Below are 15,079 nucleotides of genomic sequence, written 5' to 3' on the forward strand. Positions count from 1 at the left end.
TGCCGATACATTTGATCGGCGTCGAATTCAGCAAGGAAAGCCGTTCGGTAGTCGGATTCGACATCGAAATGCTAGGTGACGGTGCATGAGCAAAAACTGGCGATCGGCATACAAGTCTTTCGATTGGAAATCCTTCATGTTACCGAGTTCGATTCGGATCAGGCGAGACCTGTACGTTTAGCAATTCGGTGAGTTTCATTTTGGAAGGGTTAAAGAGCATGGAAAATTTAGCGGACTGGTTTTTAAGATTATCGCGGCCTAAAAAAGCGTCGATAACGATGAGTGCTGACGTGTTTTTTGCGGTTTTCGCACTGTGGCTAGCGTTTTCTTTGCGGTTTGGTGAGTTTTATGTTCCAGAAGACCGCGTTTGGATCTTGTTTGTGTTGGCTCCTTGCATCGTCATTCCTATTTTTATCAGAATGGGATTATACCGGGCGATTATTCGTTATATCGGCGTCAGAGCGTTAGCGACGATCATTCAAGCGGTTACTTTGTATGCGTTGATATTTGCCGCATTGGTGTTTCAATTGAGAGTAGGCTTGGTGCCGAGGACGGTTCCGCCGCTAAATTGGTTGATCATGTTGTTATTTGCCGGTGGGAGCCGGTTTATGGCGCGATGGTGGTTTGGCGAGCAATATGCGCGCATGGCAAGGGGTGCCGATCCGGAATTGTGTCGCCGCAACAATGTCATCATTTATGGAGCAGGAAGTGCGGGGGTGCAGTTGTCTTCAGCATTGGCGCATGGTCATGATTTTCGGCCGATTGCATTTATCGACGACAATGCCTTATTGCATGGGCAAAAAATTAACGGCATTAAGATTCATCCGTTTACCGCGTTAAGTTATTTAATCGATAAATTTGCCGTTACCGATATTCTGTTGGCGATGCCGTCGGTTGCTAGAAGCCGGCGAAGTGAGATCATTCGCCTTTTGGAGCCTTATCCGGTCCATGTTCGGTCAATGCCCGGAATGTCCGATATCGCGCAAGGGAAGGTGACGTTCGATGAATTGCAAGAAGTGGATATCGCCGATTTGTTGGGTCGGGATGCAGTGGTTCCGGATCAAACTTTATTGACCGCCAATACGACCGGTAAAAAAGTAATGGTTACCGGTGCCGGCGGTTCGATCGGCTCGGAGTTATGCCGGCAAATTATTCAGTTGCAACCTAAGGTATTGATTTTATATGAGCAATGCGAGTTTGCGCTCTATGAGGTCGAGAGGGAGTTAAATCTTTATTTGGCAAAATCGGATGCTGTCGATACGCAAATCATTGCTGTTCTCGGATCGGTGGTTAACGGGAGTCGAGTCGAAAAAATTTGCCGGGCATTCGGCGTGGAAACGATCTATCATGCCGCCGCTTATAAGCATGTGCCGATGGTTGAGAAAAACCCGGGCGAAGCGGTTCGGAATAATATATTCGGCACTTTACACACTGCCCGCGCCGCTATCAACGCGAATGTAGAGACTTTCGTATTGATATCGACGGATAAGGCGGTACGGCCAACTAACACGATGGGGGCGACCAAGCGCTTTGCCGAGCTGATTTTACAAGCCTTAAGCATTGAAAATCAAAACCCGCGAGCAACGCGGTTTACGATGGTGCGTTTCGGCAATGTGTTGGGCTCGTCGGGTTCTGTCGTGCCGTTATTCCGTGAACAAATTGCCAAGGGAGGGCCGGTGACTGTGACCGATCCGAAAATCATTCGTTATTTCATGACGATACCCGAAGCCGCTCAATTGGTGATACAGGCTGGTGCAATGGGTCAGGGCGGCGATGTTTTTGTTTTGGATATGGGCGAACCGGTCAAGATTTTGGACTTGGCGAAACGTATGATCAAGCTTAGCGGTTTAACGGTCAAGGGTGATGCGCGACCTGACGGCGATATCGAGATTGTATTTACCGGTTTGCGATCGGGAGAAAAGCTCTATGAAGAGTTGTTGATAGGCGATAATGTTTCCGTAACCGACCATCCGCGTATCATGCGGGCCGAAGAAGAGGTTATTGCTTTGAATGAGCTTGAAAAATTGTTGTCGGCAATGGAGCAGGCTGCCTTAGTTGACGATTATCGGCAAGTCCGGATGATTTTGAAACAAGCGGTATCGGGCTTTTCCCCTCAATGCGATATCGACGATTGGCTATTCAACAACTCGACGAATAGTTATGCCGCGAATAATTCATCGCCGAATTATTTGGAAAAAATAGTAGAGCATGATTAAAGAGACAAAAAAAACCTCCCAATGCTTGAAAGCAGAGGGAGGTGAAAAATCAAGCAGAGTTTTGAGGAGGAACTGCTTGTTGGTACTACACCAGGAGGGTTAGAACATGGTAAACGAATCTGCATAGGAATTTTCTATCAAGTCGATGGTATTCCGGCAAGTTGCAGTTAAATTCAACGAATAAGGGTTCTCCGATGCATGGGTATCGTTGACTATTAGCGAGCCAATGAAGTTTTACAGCGGGCTTGGGAAATACTATACAGAGATTATTTCAGCAGACAATAGGCTGATTTGTTGATAAATTGTTTCTTGATTGGAAACAAAAAGGCATGCAAACTAGCGATCTTTTTCTTGGGCTAATTTATCGAGATGTTTGTTTGGAAGGTGGAGTCTTGAAATTTCGCTTATGGCGCTACTATAGCGGCGGGAATATTAAGTAAAAACGAAATAAATGGCAAGCGATAGTTGCGTATTGTAGTGGCGGATCGATTCTAAAACGGAATTATCGTAAGCAACGGGTTAAGCTGTTGACTCGAGCAATTGAAACTCAAAGAGAGATAAATGGACAAATTAACCAGTATGAATGTTTTCGTTCGGGTGGCAAAGGCCGGCAGTTTTGCCGGCGGCGCACGCGATTTGGATATTTCGAGAGCCATGGCGACCAAGCATATCATGCAATTGGAAGAACATTTAGGCACTCGGCTGTTTAATAGAACCACGCGAAGTCTGAGTCTGACAGAAATGGGCGCATCGTATTTGGAGCGTTGCCAACAGGTATTGGATGATATCGAAGAAATGGAAGCTACTGTAACGCAACTGCAGACCGAGCCGCGCGGAACGCTGAAAATCAGTGCGCCGCAAGTCATCGGCGCCACCCAAATTGCGCCGGCGATATCGGAATTTCTCAAGTTGTATCCCGATCTGGAGGTGACTATCATTTTGCAAGGCAATATGGGTGACCTGATCGATGAGGGTATTGATCTCGCGATAAATTTGGGCGGTGTCGAAGATTCCAGTATGATTGCGCGCAAACTCGCCAGTTCGCCTTTGGTGGTTTGCGGAGCTCCCGGTTATTTCCAACAATATGGCATTCCTAAAACGCCCGAGGACTTAACCGATCATAGCTGTTTGGTAAATTGGTCGATTCCGCCGAGGGATCAATGGCGGTTCAAGGGCCCTTATGGTGATTTGATGATCAAGGTGAAAGGGCGCATCGTCGCTAACGTGGCCGATCCGATTCGAGTCGGTGCGATAGAAGGCCTAGGAATGGTGATGTTGCCTAGATATATTGTCGGGAGGGATATAGAAAAAGGTAAGTTGATGCCGGTATTGGAAAGCTATGAGTTGGCGCCCCTGGAGATACACGCCGTTTATCCGCATCGAAAATATCTGTCTACCAAAGTCAGAAAGTTTTTGGATTTTTTGCAGGAGTGGCTGCCTAGGCGAGTCGGTATCGATGGGATCTAACGCAATTAATGAAATTGCGGCAAAATGGGATGCCGTTTACCGTCAAGCCAATATTTCGGAATACAGGCCTGCTGAAGTTTTATCGGAAAATGCTTTTTTGTTGCCGCAAAATGGCGCTGCTTTGGATTTGGCTTGCGGCTTAGGTGCTAATGCTCGATTACTTGCTGCGGCAGGTTTGTCTGTTTTTGCCTGGGATATATCGACCGTAGCGGTAGAAAAATTGCAGAATGATGCCGACAAGAAAGGCTTGGCTATTCAGGCGAAGCAATGGGCCATAGATAAAAAATCTTTCTCCGGCTATCGCTTCGATGTCATTGTTATCAGTCGATTTCTTGACCGGAGTCTGTGTGATGCGATAATAGACGCGTTGAATCCCGGCGGTTTGTTGTTTTATCAGACGTATACCCGCGAGAAAGTCGTTGAAAGAGGGCCGAACAATCCCGATTTTTTATTGGCTGAAGGCGAATTATTGGAATTATTTGCCGAATTAAAGCCGATTTATTATCGGGAATACGGATCGATAGGCGACATAGAGTTAGGCCTCAGAAATGAAGCTCAATTCATTGGTAGAAAATGATATACCGTTCACACTTGAAATTTCGGCAGTGCCAGAGGAGGCGCCTGGGTGTCCGATAATGGCTTTGCCTGCATGGACGTATTTACGGCGTCCTTTAGCGGACACCCAGTCGCCGAATTTTGATCTACGACGGGTATAATTTTATTCAAATTCTAATGGTTTTAAAAGCAAGAAATTGAATCCGTCCCGATCTGTTTGAAAAGCATCTCCCGAATACCATCCGTTAAATTTAGTCGATCGATTCCATTATGGTAGAAAACTTAGAACCGAAACAAGCATGGCAATTATTGCAAACCGATCGGAGCGCCGTACTGATCGATGTCAGGACTAAAATGGAACATAGCCACGTCGGACACCCGATAGGCGCGGTTCATATTCCATGGAAAGAATATCCGGATTGGCAAGTCAATAGCTCGTTTGTCGAGCAGGTAGCCGAAGCGGTTCCCGATAAAAATGCGCCGGTGTTGTTGCTGTGCCGAAGCGGGCAGCGATCGTTGGATGCGGCGGCGGCTTTAGCGGCGGCTGGGTATTCTCGTCCTATCAATATATTGCAAGGCTTCGAAGGGCCTCTCGACGACGGCAAACACCGCGGCAACCGGGGCGGTTGGCGTTTTCATGATTTACCTTGGGAACAAAGCTAACCATTCAATCTTGCCTTTCTCAATGTTCGGCGTCTGACTTCTCAATCAGAAGTTCAGGTTGCCACATAATTCATTAATCTTCAGAGTTTATTTAAGTGATCGAAAATTTAAGAAATATCGCAATTATTGCGCACGTAGACCACGGCAAAACCACCTTGGTCGATAAGTTGTTACAACAGTCCGGCACGTTCAAGAGCCATGAAAAGGTTTCCGAGCGGATCATGGATTCGAACGACATTGAAAAAGAACGGGGCATTACGATTCTGGCCAAAAATACCGCGTTGGATTGGAACGGTTATCATATCAACATCGTCGATACTCCAGGCCATGCCGATTTCGGCGGAGAAGTCGAGCGCGTATTGTCGATGGTCGATTCTGTGTTGTTGTTAGTCGACGCCGTCGACGGGCCGATGCCGCAAACTCGTTTCGTGACGCAAAAAGCGTTTGCATTGGGTTTAAAGCCGATTGTCGTGATCAATAAAATCGATCGCCCCGGCGCTCGTCCGGATTGGGTGGTCGATCAAACCTTCGATCTTTTCGACCGTCTTGGCGCGACCGACGAGCAATTGGATTTTCCGATCGTCTATGCGTCGGCGCTAAACGGTTATGCCAGTTTAGATACCGATGCGACCGACGGCGATATGACGCCGTTGTTCGAAACGATTGTCGAAAAAGTCAGTCCGCCGGATGTCGACTTGGACGGGCCGTTCCAAATGCAGGTCAGTAGCCTGGATTACAACTCCTATGTCGGCGTGATAGGAATCGGGCGTATTCAGCGAGGCAAAGTGAAAACCAATATGCCATTGACGTTGATCAATCGCGAAGGGGCGATCCGCAAAGGCCGTATCTTACAAATCTTCGGTTTCCATGGCTTGGAGCGCGTCGAAGTACCGGAAGCGCAAGCCGGGGACATCATCGCGTTTACCGGTATCGATAAGTTGGAAATTTCCGAAACCTTATGTCATCCCGATACGGTCGAGGCCTTACCGGCCTTGTCGGTCGACGAACCGACCGTGACCATGACTTTCCAAGTCAATACCTCGCCGTTTGCCGGTCGGGAAGGTAAGTTTCTCACCTCGAGACAAATTCACGATCGCTTGCAAAAAGAATTGCAGCATAATGTCGCATTAAGAGTCGAGAGCACCGACGATCCGGATAAGTTCAAAGTGTCCGGACGCGGCGAGCTGCATCTATCGGTATTGATTGAAAACATGCGCCGCGAAGGCTTCGAATTGGGTGTGTCCCGGCCGGAAGTCATTATCAAAGAAATCGACGGCGAAAAATGCGAGCCTTTCGAATTCGTGACGATCGAAGTCGAGGAAGCGCATCAAGGAACCATCATGGAAAAACTCGGCGAGCGCAAAGGCGATTTGTTGAATATGGTGCCGGACGGCAAAGGCCGTATTCGGCTGGAGTATATGATCCCGTCACGCGGTTTGATCGGGTTCCAAACCGAGTTCATGACATCGACCTCCGGCTCAGGGTTGCTGTATCATGTTTTCGATCATTACGGACCTATTAAGAAGGGCGAGTTGGGCGCGCGTAAACGCGGCGTGTTGGTCTCTATGGCTCAAGGTAAAGCATTGGCCTATGCCTTGTTTGCGTTACAGGAGCGTGGCGAGTTGTTTTTGGTGCATGCCGATGAAGTTTACGAAGGCATGCTAGTCGGCATTCATTCGCGAAGCAACGATTTAGTCGTGAATCCGACTAAAGCGAAGCAGTTGACTAACATCAGAGCGGCGGGAACCGACGAGAATCTGATTTTAACGCCGATTCAGAAAATGTCGCTGGAGCAAGCCTTGGAGTTTATCGATGAAGACGAACTGGTTGAAGTGACGCCGGTATCGATTCGCTTGCGTAAGAAATTGCTGCAGGAGCATGAGCGCAAAAAGGCATCGAGAACCGCGGCGGCCTAAGAAACATAAAAAAAGCCTCGAATCGACTAGCGATTCGAGGCATTTATCGCCGAGTGGTTGGCTTATGCGATCGTCCTTAAGACATCCTGTCGAAATCTATCCCTAACTCCTATGTTTTGGCGACGGCTTATTGTGCCGCAAAATGACTAAAAAAGAAGTCAGTCAAAGCTGAAATTTATGTACGCTTAGGCTTACAAAATAAGACTAGCCTTAATTTAGCAGCGAATCGCTGCATAATTGATTTTTTTCATAGTAGAATAAGCCCGCTAATTACTAACAACGCAGTCTTTATGACCTCACGAAGCGCGCGAATCGAGCGCAATACACTCGAAACACAAATAACAGTCGCAATTAATCTGGATGGTACCGGACGCGCGGTTTTTTCGACCGGCGTGCCTTTTCTCGAACACATGATGGATCAAATTGCGCGGCATGGTTTGATCGATCTCGATATTACCGCTAAAGGCGATCTGCATATCGACGATCATCATACCGTCGAAGATATCGGTATTACACTCGGTCAAGCTTTTGCCCAAGCGGTCGGCGATAAAAAAGGCCTGTATCGCTACGGTCATGCTTATGTGCCGCTCGATGAAGCCTTATCTCGCGTCGTAATCGACTTTTCAGGTCGTCCGGGATTGGTGTACGATGTCAAATTTCCTAGAGGCGCAATCGGCCGCTTCGATGTCGATTTATTCCGCGAGTTTTTTCAAGGCTTTGTCAACCATGCCGGCGTAACCTTGCACATCGATAACCTTAAAGGCTCCAATGCGCATCATATTGCCGAAACCATATTCAAAGCGATGGGCCGGGCGCTACGCATGGCGGTCGCGCAAGATCCACGAATGGCCGGAATGATGCCGTCAACCAAAGGAACTTTGTAACCCTACCCCCACTATGTCATCAGTCGCAGTTATCGATTATGGAATGGGCAATCTGCATTCCATTGCTAAAGCTTTGCAACATGCGGACCCTCGTACCGAAGTCAGGGTCGTATCCGATATCGAATCCGTTTTGCGGGCCGATCGAGTCGTTTTCCCCGGCGTTGGGGCGATCGGCGATTGCATGCAAGCGCTCAATGCTTCAGGTCTTGCTTCGGCGATCAAGACCGCCGCGCAAGAAAAACCGATGCTCGGTATTTGTCTAGGCATGCAGGCCTTATTAACCGATAGCGAGGAAAGCGATGCGACAATGTGTTTGAATATCATTCCGGGTCACGTGCAGCGCTTTTCGGATAACCTTCAGGATAACAACGGCGAACGGCTGAAAATTCCCCACATGGGTTGGAATCGGGTTAAGCAACAACCGCATCCGCTTTGGCAAAATATCGAGCCGGGCAGCCGATTTTATTTTGTGCATAGTTATTATGCCGTTCCCGAGGATGAATCAGTCGTATCCGGTACTTCGGATTATCCGAAGCCATTTGCCTGCGCATTGGCAAAGGCAAATATTTTTGCCGTGCAATTTCACCCTGAAAAAAGTCAATCAGCCGGCTTACAGCTGTTGAAAAACTTTTTGCAGTGGGATGGACAATTTAACGTTAATTGATAGGGCGTCCGGTTAATCCGGCATTAAAATCTTGAGGATGTTGATCTTATGTTGTTGATACCTGCAATCGATTTGAAAGAAGGAAAATGTGTCCGTTTGCGGCAGGGCAATATGGACGATGATACGGTGTTTTCAGACGATCCGGTGAGTGTTGCCGGGAAATGGGTCGAAGCCGGTGCGAAGCGCATTCACTTGGTGGATTTGGACGGTGCGTTTGCCGGTAAACCGAAAAATGCTGCGATTATCCGGAGTATTGTCGAAGCCTATCCGGATATACCGGTACAAATCGGTGGCGGTATTCGCGACGAGGATACGATTCAGGCGTATCTCGAAGCCGGCGTGCAATATGTCATCATCGGAACTAAAGCGGTCAGCGAGCCGCACTTTATCAAAGATGTTGCAATCGAGTTTCCGGGGCATATCATCGTCGGGCTCGATGCTAAGAACGGTAAAGTGGCCATCGACGGTTGGTCTAAACTTTCCCATCATGATGTGATCGATATGGCGCAGAAATTTGAGGCAGACGGTGTTGAAGCGATCATTTATACCGATATTTCACGCGATGGCATGATGAGCGGCGTCAATGTCGAGGCGACCGCCGAATTGGCCCGTTCGATCCGAATTCCGGTGATCGCCTCGGGCGGTATAACCAATTTGGACGATATCAAGGCGCTCGGCAAGCATGTCGGCGATGGTATTGTCGGTGCGATAACAGGGCGTGCAATCTATGAAGGAACGTTGGATTTTGCCGAAGCTGCGAAATTGGCCGAGTCTTTCGGCGATTGATTTATGAGTCTGGCTAAACGCATCATTCCTTGTTTAGATGTCGATAACGGGCGTGTCGTCAAGGGTGTAAAATTCGTCGATATCCGCGATGCCGGCGATCCGGTCGAAATCGCCAGGCGCTATGACCGAGAAGGCGCGGACGAACTGACTTTTCTTGATATTACTGCGACGCATCATGATCGCGATACGATCGTGCATGTGGTCGAACAAGTGGCCGGCGAGGTTTTTATTCCGTTGACGGTCGGCGGCGGTATCAGAACGCTCGACGATATCCGGCGCATGCTGAATGCCGGCGCCGATAAAGTCGGTATCAATAGTGCGGCGGTAAGCAATCCCGAATTTGTGCGCGAAGCAGCTTCGCGATTCGGTTCGCAATGTATCGTCGTTGCGATCGACGCCAAAAAAGTTAGTGAAGCGGGACAACCCGATCGTTGGGAAATATTCACTCATGGCGGCCGCAAGCCGACCGGTATCGATGCGGTCGAGTGGGCAAAAAAAATGACCGATTACGGTGCCGGCGAAATATTATTGACCAGTATGGATAGGGACGGAACGCGCGAAGGTTTTGATTTGGCTTTGACTCGCGCGGTCAGCGAGGCTGTGGCCGTGCCGGTGATTGCTTCGGGCGGGGTCGGCAATTTGGATCACTTGGCTGACGGCATTATAGAAGGCAAGGCCGATGCGGTCTTGGCCGCGAGTATTTTTCATTTTGCCGAATATACCGTGCAGCAGGCCAAGGAACACATGGCCGGAAAAGGTATCGAGGTGCGTTTGTCATGAGTGAAAGATGGCTAGATGAAATTCGCTGGACTAGTGACGGCTTAGTTCCTGTCATTGCGCAGCAAGCCGATAGCGGCAAGGTGATGATGTTTGCCTGGATGAACCGCGAATCGCTGGCGTTGACGGTCAGCGAAGGCTATGCGGTGTATTGGTCGCGTTCCCGTAACCGACTATGGCGTAAAGGCGAGGAATCGGGTCATCGGCAAAAAGTGCTCGGTGTTTATCTGGATTGCGATGAAGATGTTATTTTGCTGAAAATTGAACAGCAGGGCGACATTGCTTGTCATACCGGCCGTGAAAGTTGTTTTTATCGAACTTTGAAAGACGATCAATGGCAGGCAGTCGAACCGGTTTTGAAAGACCCTCAAACGATCTATAAAAAATGAATCAAGTATTGCAAGAGCTGGCTACAATTCTGGAGCAACGTAAAGAGGAGTCGGCCGACAAGTCTTACGTCGCAAGCCTTTATGCGAAAGGTTTGGATAGTATTTTAAAGAAGATCGGTGAAGAAGCGACCGAGACGGTCATGGCTGCGAAGGATGGCGATAAAGAAAAAATCGTTTACGAAACGGCCGATCTTTGGTTTCACAGCATGGTGATGTTGGCGCATCAAGGATTAGGCCCTGACGATGTGTTGCGCGAACTGCAACGCCGTTTCGGGCTGTCCGGACTCGAGGAAAAAGCGAGCCGGGGGAAATAGAGAAGGGTCAATAGTGAATAGTCAATGGATGGCGGAAAGTCATGTTGATTAGCGGGTTCATTGTGTCCTTGGTTTAAGCTTATGCTGCTGAATAGCCCGATGCATAAACACAAAAGCTAAAGTACGAACTCAATTTACGATTTTCCATTTACTATTCACCAACTATCATTCGCTATTCACTAAAACAACCGGAGTTAAGAAATGGGCATGAGTGTCACGCAATTGTTGATTATTTTGGTGATCGTGATTGTTTTGTTCGGTACCAAGCGCTTGCGCAATATCGGTTCGGATTTGGGCGGGGCGATCAAAAGTTTTCGTTCGGCGGTAAAAGACGGCGAGGAAGGTAAGCAACTGGCTGAGGACGACACCGAAAAGTCAAAAGAAAAAACGCCATCGGAGCAGGACAAAGTTTAAATTATGTTCGATGTCGGTTTTTGGGAATTAGTTCTGATCGGCTTGGTCACCTTATTGGTCATCGGGCCGGAGAGGCTGCCGAAAGCCGCCCGGATTGCCGGGTTTTGGGTGGGTAAATTGCGTAATACCGTTGCCTCGGTGAAAGCAGAAATCAAGCAGGAATTGCAAGCAGAGGAAATTCGTCAAGTGCTCAAAGAGCAATCGGCGTTCGATGAGATACAAAAAACCTTGGATGAAACCAAGGAAGCGGCACATTCGGTTCAATCCAGCATTGAATCGGCTTCGGAAGACCAAAGCAAACCAAAATAAATTTTATGAGCCGCGATAATTTTGACGAAACGCAAGAACAGCCGTTTATTTCCCATTTAATCGAACTGAGAAATCGTCTATTAAAGGTCGTTTTATCGGTTTTAGTCGTATTTCTCGGTTTAGCTTCTTATGCTAATGAAATTTATAGTTTTCTGGCGGGGCCATTACTTGCCCATTTGCCGGAAAACAGCACGATGATCGCGATCGATGTCGCATCGCCGTTTTTTACACCTTTCAAGTTAGCCTTGGTACTGTCGATTTTTATTGCGGTACCGATCATTCTGTATCAATTTTGGGCTTTTGTCGCTCCGGGGCTCTATAGAAACGAGCGTCGCATGATTTTGCCGCTCTTGATTGCAAGTACGTTTCTGTTCTATCTGGGCGTTGTGTTTGCGTATTTCGTTGTGTTTCCTTTGATCTTCGGCTTCCTGACCGCAGCCGCGCCGACCGGCGTCGCGGTAATGACCGATATTGCAAAATATCTGGACTTTGTGCTGACCTTATTTTTTGCCTTTGGCTTGGCGTTCGAGGTGCCGATTTTTACGATCGTATTGGTCTGGACCGGCCTGATTACCCCGAAAGCTTTGGCTGAAAAACGCCCTTATGTGATTGTCGGCGCTTTTATCATCGGAATGTTTTTGACGCCCCCAGATGCAATATCTCAGACTTTGTTGGCTATTCCGATGTGGCTTTTGTTCGAACTCGGTTTGTTGTTTTCCCGATTATTTGTGCGTAAGCCCGCCGAGGCGTTATCGGGTCAATTGCAGAGTTTTAACGATAGCGACAAAGATTGATAATTTTCTAAATTTTACTGTGAAAGTTCGACGATTTGCATACCTTATTTAATTTTTCGATAAGCAAAAGCTTAGCAACGAAAATGCGGTTCCGAAGAGGGTGCGGTTGCTCGTTCGACAGGCGTCGGCGGCAGGGTAGATTTTTGCTCCTCGGCAATTGCTCCTGCATTGCCCTAATACACGCCATCCATGGCGTAATGCAAAATCTGCATTCATGCCATCCATGGCAATCAGTCGCCGCCGTCGAGCCTACATGGACGTATTCACCCAGCACCTAAATTCCATAGCCATTTGGCTATGGTAACTATCTTGCATAATTTAGGTGCTGGGTTCACGGTGTCCTGTCGGGCGAGTGACCGCATCCTCCGACACGCCCGAACTTTTATTGCCGGGGCGATGATGGCTTCTTCATGATCGTTAGGCTGGCGCCAACGCGCCTGTTTTAATCAATAAATCTCGGATTTTTTCAGCGAGCTTTCTGTAGCCGGCAGGATTCAGATGAACCGGGTCCGATTTGAATTCGGTATTGCCGAGTAATTCAGGCAATGTATTCAGGTCTGCCGGAATGGCATGTTCTTCGGCTATGGTGCGATAAAATTCCGCGCTATCCAACAAAAATAACGCGGGCTTAGGGACGCCCATCATAATCACGCCGATATTGCGCTGCCGCGCTTCTGCGATCATCGAGTTGAGATGGTCGATGGTTTCCTGGGCGGAGATTTTCCGTAGCATGTCGTTACCGCCGTGAATCAAGATCAACAAGTCCGGGCGATATTCGTCGAGCAACGCCGGCAGGCGTTGCGCACCCGATTGACTGGTTTCTCCAGAGAGGCCTTCGTTGATGACTTCGCGGCCTATCAATTTGGATAATACGCGAGGATAGTCGTCACCGTCAGAGGCGCCGACGCCATAAGTCAAGCTATCGCCGAACGCGAGAATGACGGCATTTTCGGGTAGTTCGGGAAGTGTGGGTGGCGATTCGCTACAAGCGTTGATTAATAAGTAAAATCCGATGAGTAGTAAGGTTTTATTCATAAGCGAGAAGGGGCGTCCGTGCGCAAAAATGTATTAATTACCGGTGGCGCCAAGCGTATTGGCGCGGCCTGTGCAAAGTTGTTGCATGAAAGCGGATTTAATATTTTGTTGCATTATAGATCATCGGAGCGTAATGCTCTGCAGTTGCGCGATCTGTTGAACGACATTCGGCCCGATTCGGCGCAGATAATTAAGGCGGATTTGGCGGTAAAGGCTGAATTGTTATTGTTGGCCGATTATGCGAAAACGACCTGGGGCGGTATCGATGCCTTGGTCAATAATGCGTCTTCGTTTTATCCGACCGGAATCGGCCAAGTTTCCGAGCATGACTGGGATGAATTGATCGGTAGTAATCTGAAAGCGCCGTTTTTTTTAACGCAAGCCTTAGTCGAGGAGCTTTCGGCAAGGCGGGGCTGTGTCGTGAATATTACCGATATTCATGCGGAACGAGGGCTCAAAGGCTATCCGGTTTATAGTATAGCCAAGGCCGGTTTAGTGGCGATGACCCGGGTTATGGCCAAGGAACTAGGCCCCGACATCAGGGTCAACGCAGTGTCGCCCGGTGCAATTTTATGGCCGGAGCAGGATATGTCGGAAGCGGTTAAACAGGAAATTGTCGAACGGATTGCGCTGAAACGTAACGGCGCGCCCGAGGATATTGCTCGCGCGGTACGGTTTTTAATCAAGGAAGCAGATTACATTACCGGCCAAGTCATTGCGGTCGATGGAGGGAGAACATTGTTTTGCTAACCCTTCAGCGAACGCATTTGGGGAATCGTCTTTAGTTGCCGTAGTTTCTTAGGGTTTTGAGTGTTTGGTATGCGTATTTTGCATCTTTTCCTAAATAACGGTGCAGCAAAGCCAGCAGTCCGTAAATCAGCCAAACTTGTCTTGCGAAGGAAAGTGTATTGCACCACATGGATTTAGGCGCTAGCTGTCGGTAGACTTCGATGGCTTCTAGTATCATAGGCCGATCATCGGCCAGGTATCGATGTAAGCTATGGAAATAAAGCAAAGCATCGCGCAACATGCACTGAGCCGGAGTCAGTACGCCGCCCGGATCTTCCTCGAAATCTAAAAATCCGAAGAATTGACCATCGTAAGCCATGTCTCTGAAAGCGGGGCGGCCGTGCCACAGTCCTTGACTGTGAAGCAAGGCCAATTGTTCGGAGGCCTTTTTGACGATTGTGCGTTTTTGTTCCCGCGAAACTTCGGGGTCTCTAATCCAGCCTGTCAATGGGCGGCCGATATCATTAAGCATGAACCAGTCCTTGCCCTCGGCAACGATTTGGGGAACGCTGACGCCTAAAGCCGCAAGCTTTCTCAAGCGGTTAGCCTCGGCTTTCAATGCCTCGGGCCCTCCGGTAGCGACGGTGGGTTTTAGTAAGGGATTGCGGCTCAGTATCGCGACAACTGCTCCGAGCCAATGCCAAATTCTACGGTGAGCAATCTGGCTCTGTTTAATCCAAAAAGCTTGTTGTTGATGATAAATCTTGAATGTCCTTGCGCCTGCGTGTTCTTGCAGTTGTTGCTTCGCCAATCGATGTAAATCCGCGTTAAACGACTCAAGAGATTTATCGAGTCCGCGGTTTGTGTGAGAAATGTTTGAGGTCATCGAAAATTATAATGATTTATTTTAGTTAAGGATTTCGTGACAAATAAATTCCTGGGACTATGAGCTTTGTCAGCAATTCTCGGTTTGAGAAATTTCTCCGTGTTCAGGGTACGGGGTATGCCTGTCGAGGAACGCCGTAAACCCACCCATGGTGGCTTGGCGGCGGCTCCCTGCCGACGACATCCTCGCCAAGCACACTCCGCCCCCTTTTTTATTCTCAAATTGGGAATTGCTGGAGCTTTATTGAGGGGGCTTGACAGGGCGCCGTAAATACATCTGTG

The 15,079-nt window shown here is 48.5% G+C and carries 17 protein-coding genes; 15 read left to right on the plus strand and 2 right to left on the minus strand.

Annotated elements, in window-relative coordinates; genetic code table 11:
• Nucleotides 1–218: 218 nt before the first annotated feature.
• The 14 genes from ACRJJO_RS01270 (at nt 219) to tatC (ending at nt 12,148) form a co-directional block, all read left to right on the plus strand.
• Nucleotides 219–2,216, plus strand: coding sequence for a polysaccharide biosynthesis protein (locus tag ACRJJO_RS01270; RefSeq protein ID WP_431064172.1), 1,998 nt, complete (start codon nt 219–221; stop codon nt 2,214–2,216).
• 561 nt (nt 2,217–2,777) lie between these two features.
• Nucleotides 2,778–3,683, plus strand: coding sequence for a LysR family transcriptional regulator (locus tag ACRJJO_RS01275; protein WP_431064173.1), 906 nt, complete (start codon nt 2,778–2,780; stop codon nt 3,681–3,683).
• A complete protein-coding gene (locus ACRJJO_RS01280) occupies nt 3,673–4,260 on the plus strand; it encodes a class I SAM-dependent methyltransferase (protein ID WP_431064174.1) in 588 nt (195 codons plus the stop codon). Before ACRJJO_RS01275 ends, ACRJJO_RS01280 begins: the two co-directional genes overlap by 11 nt.
• A 248-nt stretch (nt 4,261–4,508) precedes the next feature.
• Nucleotides 4,509–4,901, plus strand: a complete 393-nt coding sequence (locus ACRJJO_RS01285) for a rhodanese-like domain-containing protein (RefSeq protein ID WP_431064175.1) — start codon at nt 4,509–4,511, stop codon at nt 4,899–4,901.
• 95 nt (nt 4,902–4,996) lie between these two features.
• Complete coding sequence (gene typA / locus ACRJJO_RS01290; RefSeq protein ID WP_404359077.1) at nt 4,997–6,817, plus strand: translational GTPase TypA; 1,821 nt, start codon at nt 4,997–4,999, stop codon at nt 6,815–6,817.
• Between the two features lie 290 nt (nt 6,818–7,107).
• Nucleotides 7,108–7,701: an imidazoleglycerol-phosphate dehydratase HisB gene (hisB, locus tag ACRJJO_RS01295; protein ID WP_431064176.1), complete on the plus strand. Its 594-nt coding sequence runs from the start codon at nt 7,108–7,110 to the stop codon at nt 7,699–7,701.
• 13 nt (nt 7,702–7,714) lie between these two features.
• Entirely contained in the window at nt 7,715–8,365 is a 651-nt protein-coding gene (gene hisH, locus ACRJJO_RS01300; RefSeq protein ID WP_431064177.1) for an imidazole glycerol phosphate synthase subunit HisH, read from the plus strand.
• 48 nt (nt 8,366–8,413) lie between these two features.
• Entirely contained in the window at nt 8,414–9,151 is a 738-nt protein-coding gene (gene hisA / locus ACRJJO_RS01305; protein ID WP_431064178.1) for a 1-(5-phosphoribosyl)-5-[(5-phosphoribosylamino)methylideneamino]imidazole-4-carboxamide isomerase, read from the plus strand.
• 3 nt (nt 9,152–9,154) lie between these two features.
• Nucleotides 9,155–9,931, plus strand: coding sequence for an imidazole glycerol phosphate synthase subunit HisF (gene hisF / locus ACRJJO_RS01310; protein ID WP_431064179.1), 777 nt, complete (start codon nt 9,155–9,157; stop codon nt 9,929–9,931).
• Nucleotides 9,928–10,317 carry a phosphoribosyl-AMP cyclohydrolase gene (gene hisI, locus ACRJJO_RS01315; protein WP_431064180.1) on the plus strand — a complete coding sequence of 130 codons (390 nt, stop codon included), beginning with the start codon at nt 9,928–9,930 and terminating at the stop codon, nt 10,315–10,317. The genes hisF and hisI overlap by 4 nt, the downstream gene beginning before the upstream one ends.
• On the plus strand, nt 10,314–10,631 hold the full coding sequence (locus tag ACRJJO_RS01320; RefSeq protein ID WP_431064181.1) for a phosphoribosyl-ATP diphosphatase: 318 nt from the start codon (nt 10,314–10,316) through the stop codon (nt 10,629–10,631). The genes hisI and ACRJJO_RS01320 overlap by 4 nt, the downstream gene beginning before the upstream one ends.
• A 201-nt stretch (nt 10,632–10,832) precedes the next feature.
• Entirely contained in the window at nt 10,833–11,045 is a 213-nt protein-coding gene (gene tatA / locus ACRJJO_RS01325; protein ID WP_431064182.1) for a twin-arginine translocase TatA/TatE family subunit, read from the plus strand.
• 3 nt (nt 11,046–11,048) lie between these two features.
• Complete coding sequence (gene tatB, locus ACRJJO_RS01330; RefSeq protein ID WP_431064183.1) at nt 11,049–11,354, plus strand: Sec-independent protein translocase protein TatB; 306 nt, start codon at nt 11,049–11,051, stop codon at nt 11,352–11,354.
• A gap of 5 nt (nt 11,355–11,359) precedes the next feature.
• Nucleotides 11,360–12,148, plus strand: a complete 789-nt coding sequence (tatC, locus tag ACRJJO_RS01335) for a twin-arginine translocase subunit TatC (protein ID WP_431064184.1) — start codon at nt 11,360–11,362, stop codon at nt 12,146–12,148.
• A gap of 417 nt (nt 12,149–12,565) precedes the next feature.
• On the opposite strand, the gene ACRJJO_RS01340 is transcribed toward tatC, so the two are convergent.
• Entirely contained in the window at nt 12,566–13,183 is a 618-nt protein-coding gene (locus ACRJJO_RS01340) for a GDSL-type esterase/lipase family protein (RefSeq protein ID WP_431064185.1), read from the minus strand.
• A gap of 18 nt (nt 13,184–13,201) precedes the next feature.
• On the opposite strand from ACRJJO_RS01340, the gene ACRJJO_RS01345 reads away from it, so the two are divergent.
• A complete protein-coding gene (locus ACRJJO_RS01345) occupies nt 13,202–13,933 on the plus strand; it encodes a pteridine reductase (RefSeq protein ID WP_431064186.1) in 732 nt (243 codons plus the stop codon).
• Nucleotides 13,934–13,964: 31 nt separating this feature from the next.
• Here ACRJJO_RS01345 and ACRJJO_RS01350 read toward each other — a convergent pair whose 3' ends face one another.
• Nucleotides 13,965–14,798 carry a hypothetical protein gene (locus ACRJJO_RS01350; RefSeq protein WP_431064187.1) on the minus strand — a complete coding sequence of 278 codons (834 nt, stop codon included), beginning with the start codon at nt 14,796–14,798 and terminating at the stop codon, nt 13,965–13,967.
• Nucleotides 14,799–15,079: the final 281 nt, after the last annotated feature.

Origin of the sequence: Methylotuvimicrobium sp. (assembly GCF_050611805.1) — a bacterium.
In the GTDB taxonomy this organism is placed as follows: domain Bacteria; phylum Pseudomonadota; class Gammaproteobacteria; order Methylococcales; family Methylomonadaceae; genus Methylotuvimicrobium.

Excerpts from the sequence above, each read along its gene's own strand:
- ACRJJO_RS01350 (WP_431064187.1), bottom strand. The coding sequence starts at position 14,798 with ATGACCTCAAACATTTCTCACACAAACCGCGGACTCGATAAATCTCTT.
- ACRJJO_RS01285 (WP_431064175.1), top strand. The coding sequence starts at position 4,509 with ATGGTAGAAAACTTAGAACCGAAACAAGCATGGCAATTATTGCAAACC.
- ACRJJO_RS01340 (WP_431064185.1), bottom strand. The coding sequence starts at position 13,183 with ATGAATAAAACCTTACTACTCATCGGATTTTACTTATTAATCAACGCT.
- ACRJJO_RS01270 (WP_431064172.1), top strand. The coding sequence starts at position 219 with ATGGAAAATTTAGCGGACTGGTTTTTAAGATTATCGCGGCCTAAAAAA.
- ACRJJO_RS01280 (WP_431064174.1), top strand. The coding sequence starts at position 3,673 with ATGGGATCTAACGCAATTAATGAAATTGCGGCAAAATGGGATGCCGTT.
- hisF (WP_431064179.1), top strand. The coding sequence starts at position 9,155 with ATGAGTCTGGCTAAACGCATCATTCCTTGTTTAGATGTCGATAACGGG.
- hisB (WP_431064176.1), top strand. The coding sequence starts at position 7,108 with ATGACCTCACGAAGCGCGCGAATCGAGCGCAATACACTCGAAACACAA.
- ACRJJO_RS01275 (WP_431064173.1), top strand. The coding sequence starts at position 2,778 with ATGGACAAATTAACCAGTATGAATGTTTTCGTTCGGGTGGCAAAGGCC.
- ACRJJO_RS01320 (WP_431064181.1), top strand. The coding sequence starts at position 10,314 with ATGAATCAAGTATTGCAAGAGCTGGCTACAATTCTGGAGCAACGTAAA.
- tatC (WP_431064184.1), top strand. The coding sequence starts at position 11,360 with ATGAGCCGCGATAATTTTGACGAAACGCAAGAACAGCCGTTTATTTCC.
- hisA (WP_431064178.1), top strand. The coding sequence starts at position 8,414 with ATGTTGTTGATACCTGCAATCGATTTGAAAGAAGGAAAATGTGTCCGT.
- hisI (WP_431064180.1), top strand. The coding sequence starts at position 9,928 with ATGAGTGAAAGATGGCTAGATGAAATTCGCTGGACTAGTGACGGCTTA.
- tatA (WP_431064182.1), top strand. The coding sequence starts at position 10,833 with ATGGGCATGAGTGTCACGCAATTGTTGATTATTTTGGTGATCGTGATT.
- tatB (WP_431064183.1), top strand. The coding sequence starts at position 11,049 with ATGTTCGATGTCGGTTTTTGGGAATTAGTTCTGATCGGCTTGGTCACC.
- hisH (WP_431064177.1), top strand. The coding sequence starts at position 7,715 with ATGTCATCAGTCGCAGTTATCGATTATGGAATGGGCAATCTGCATTCC.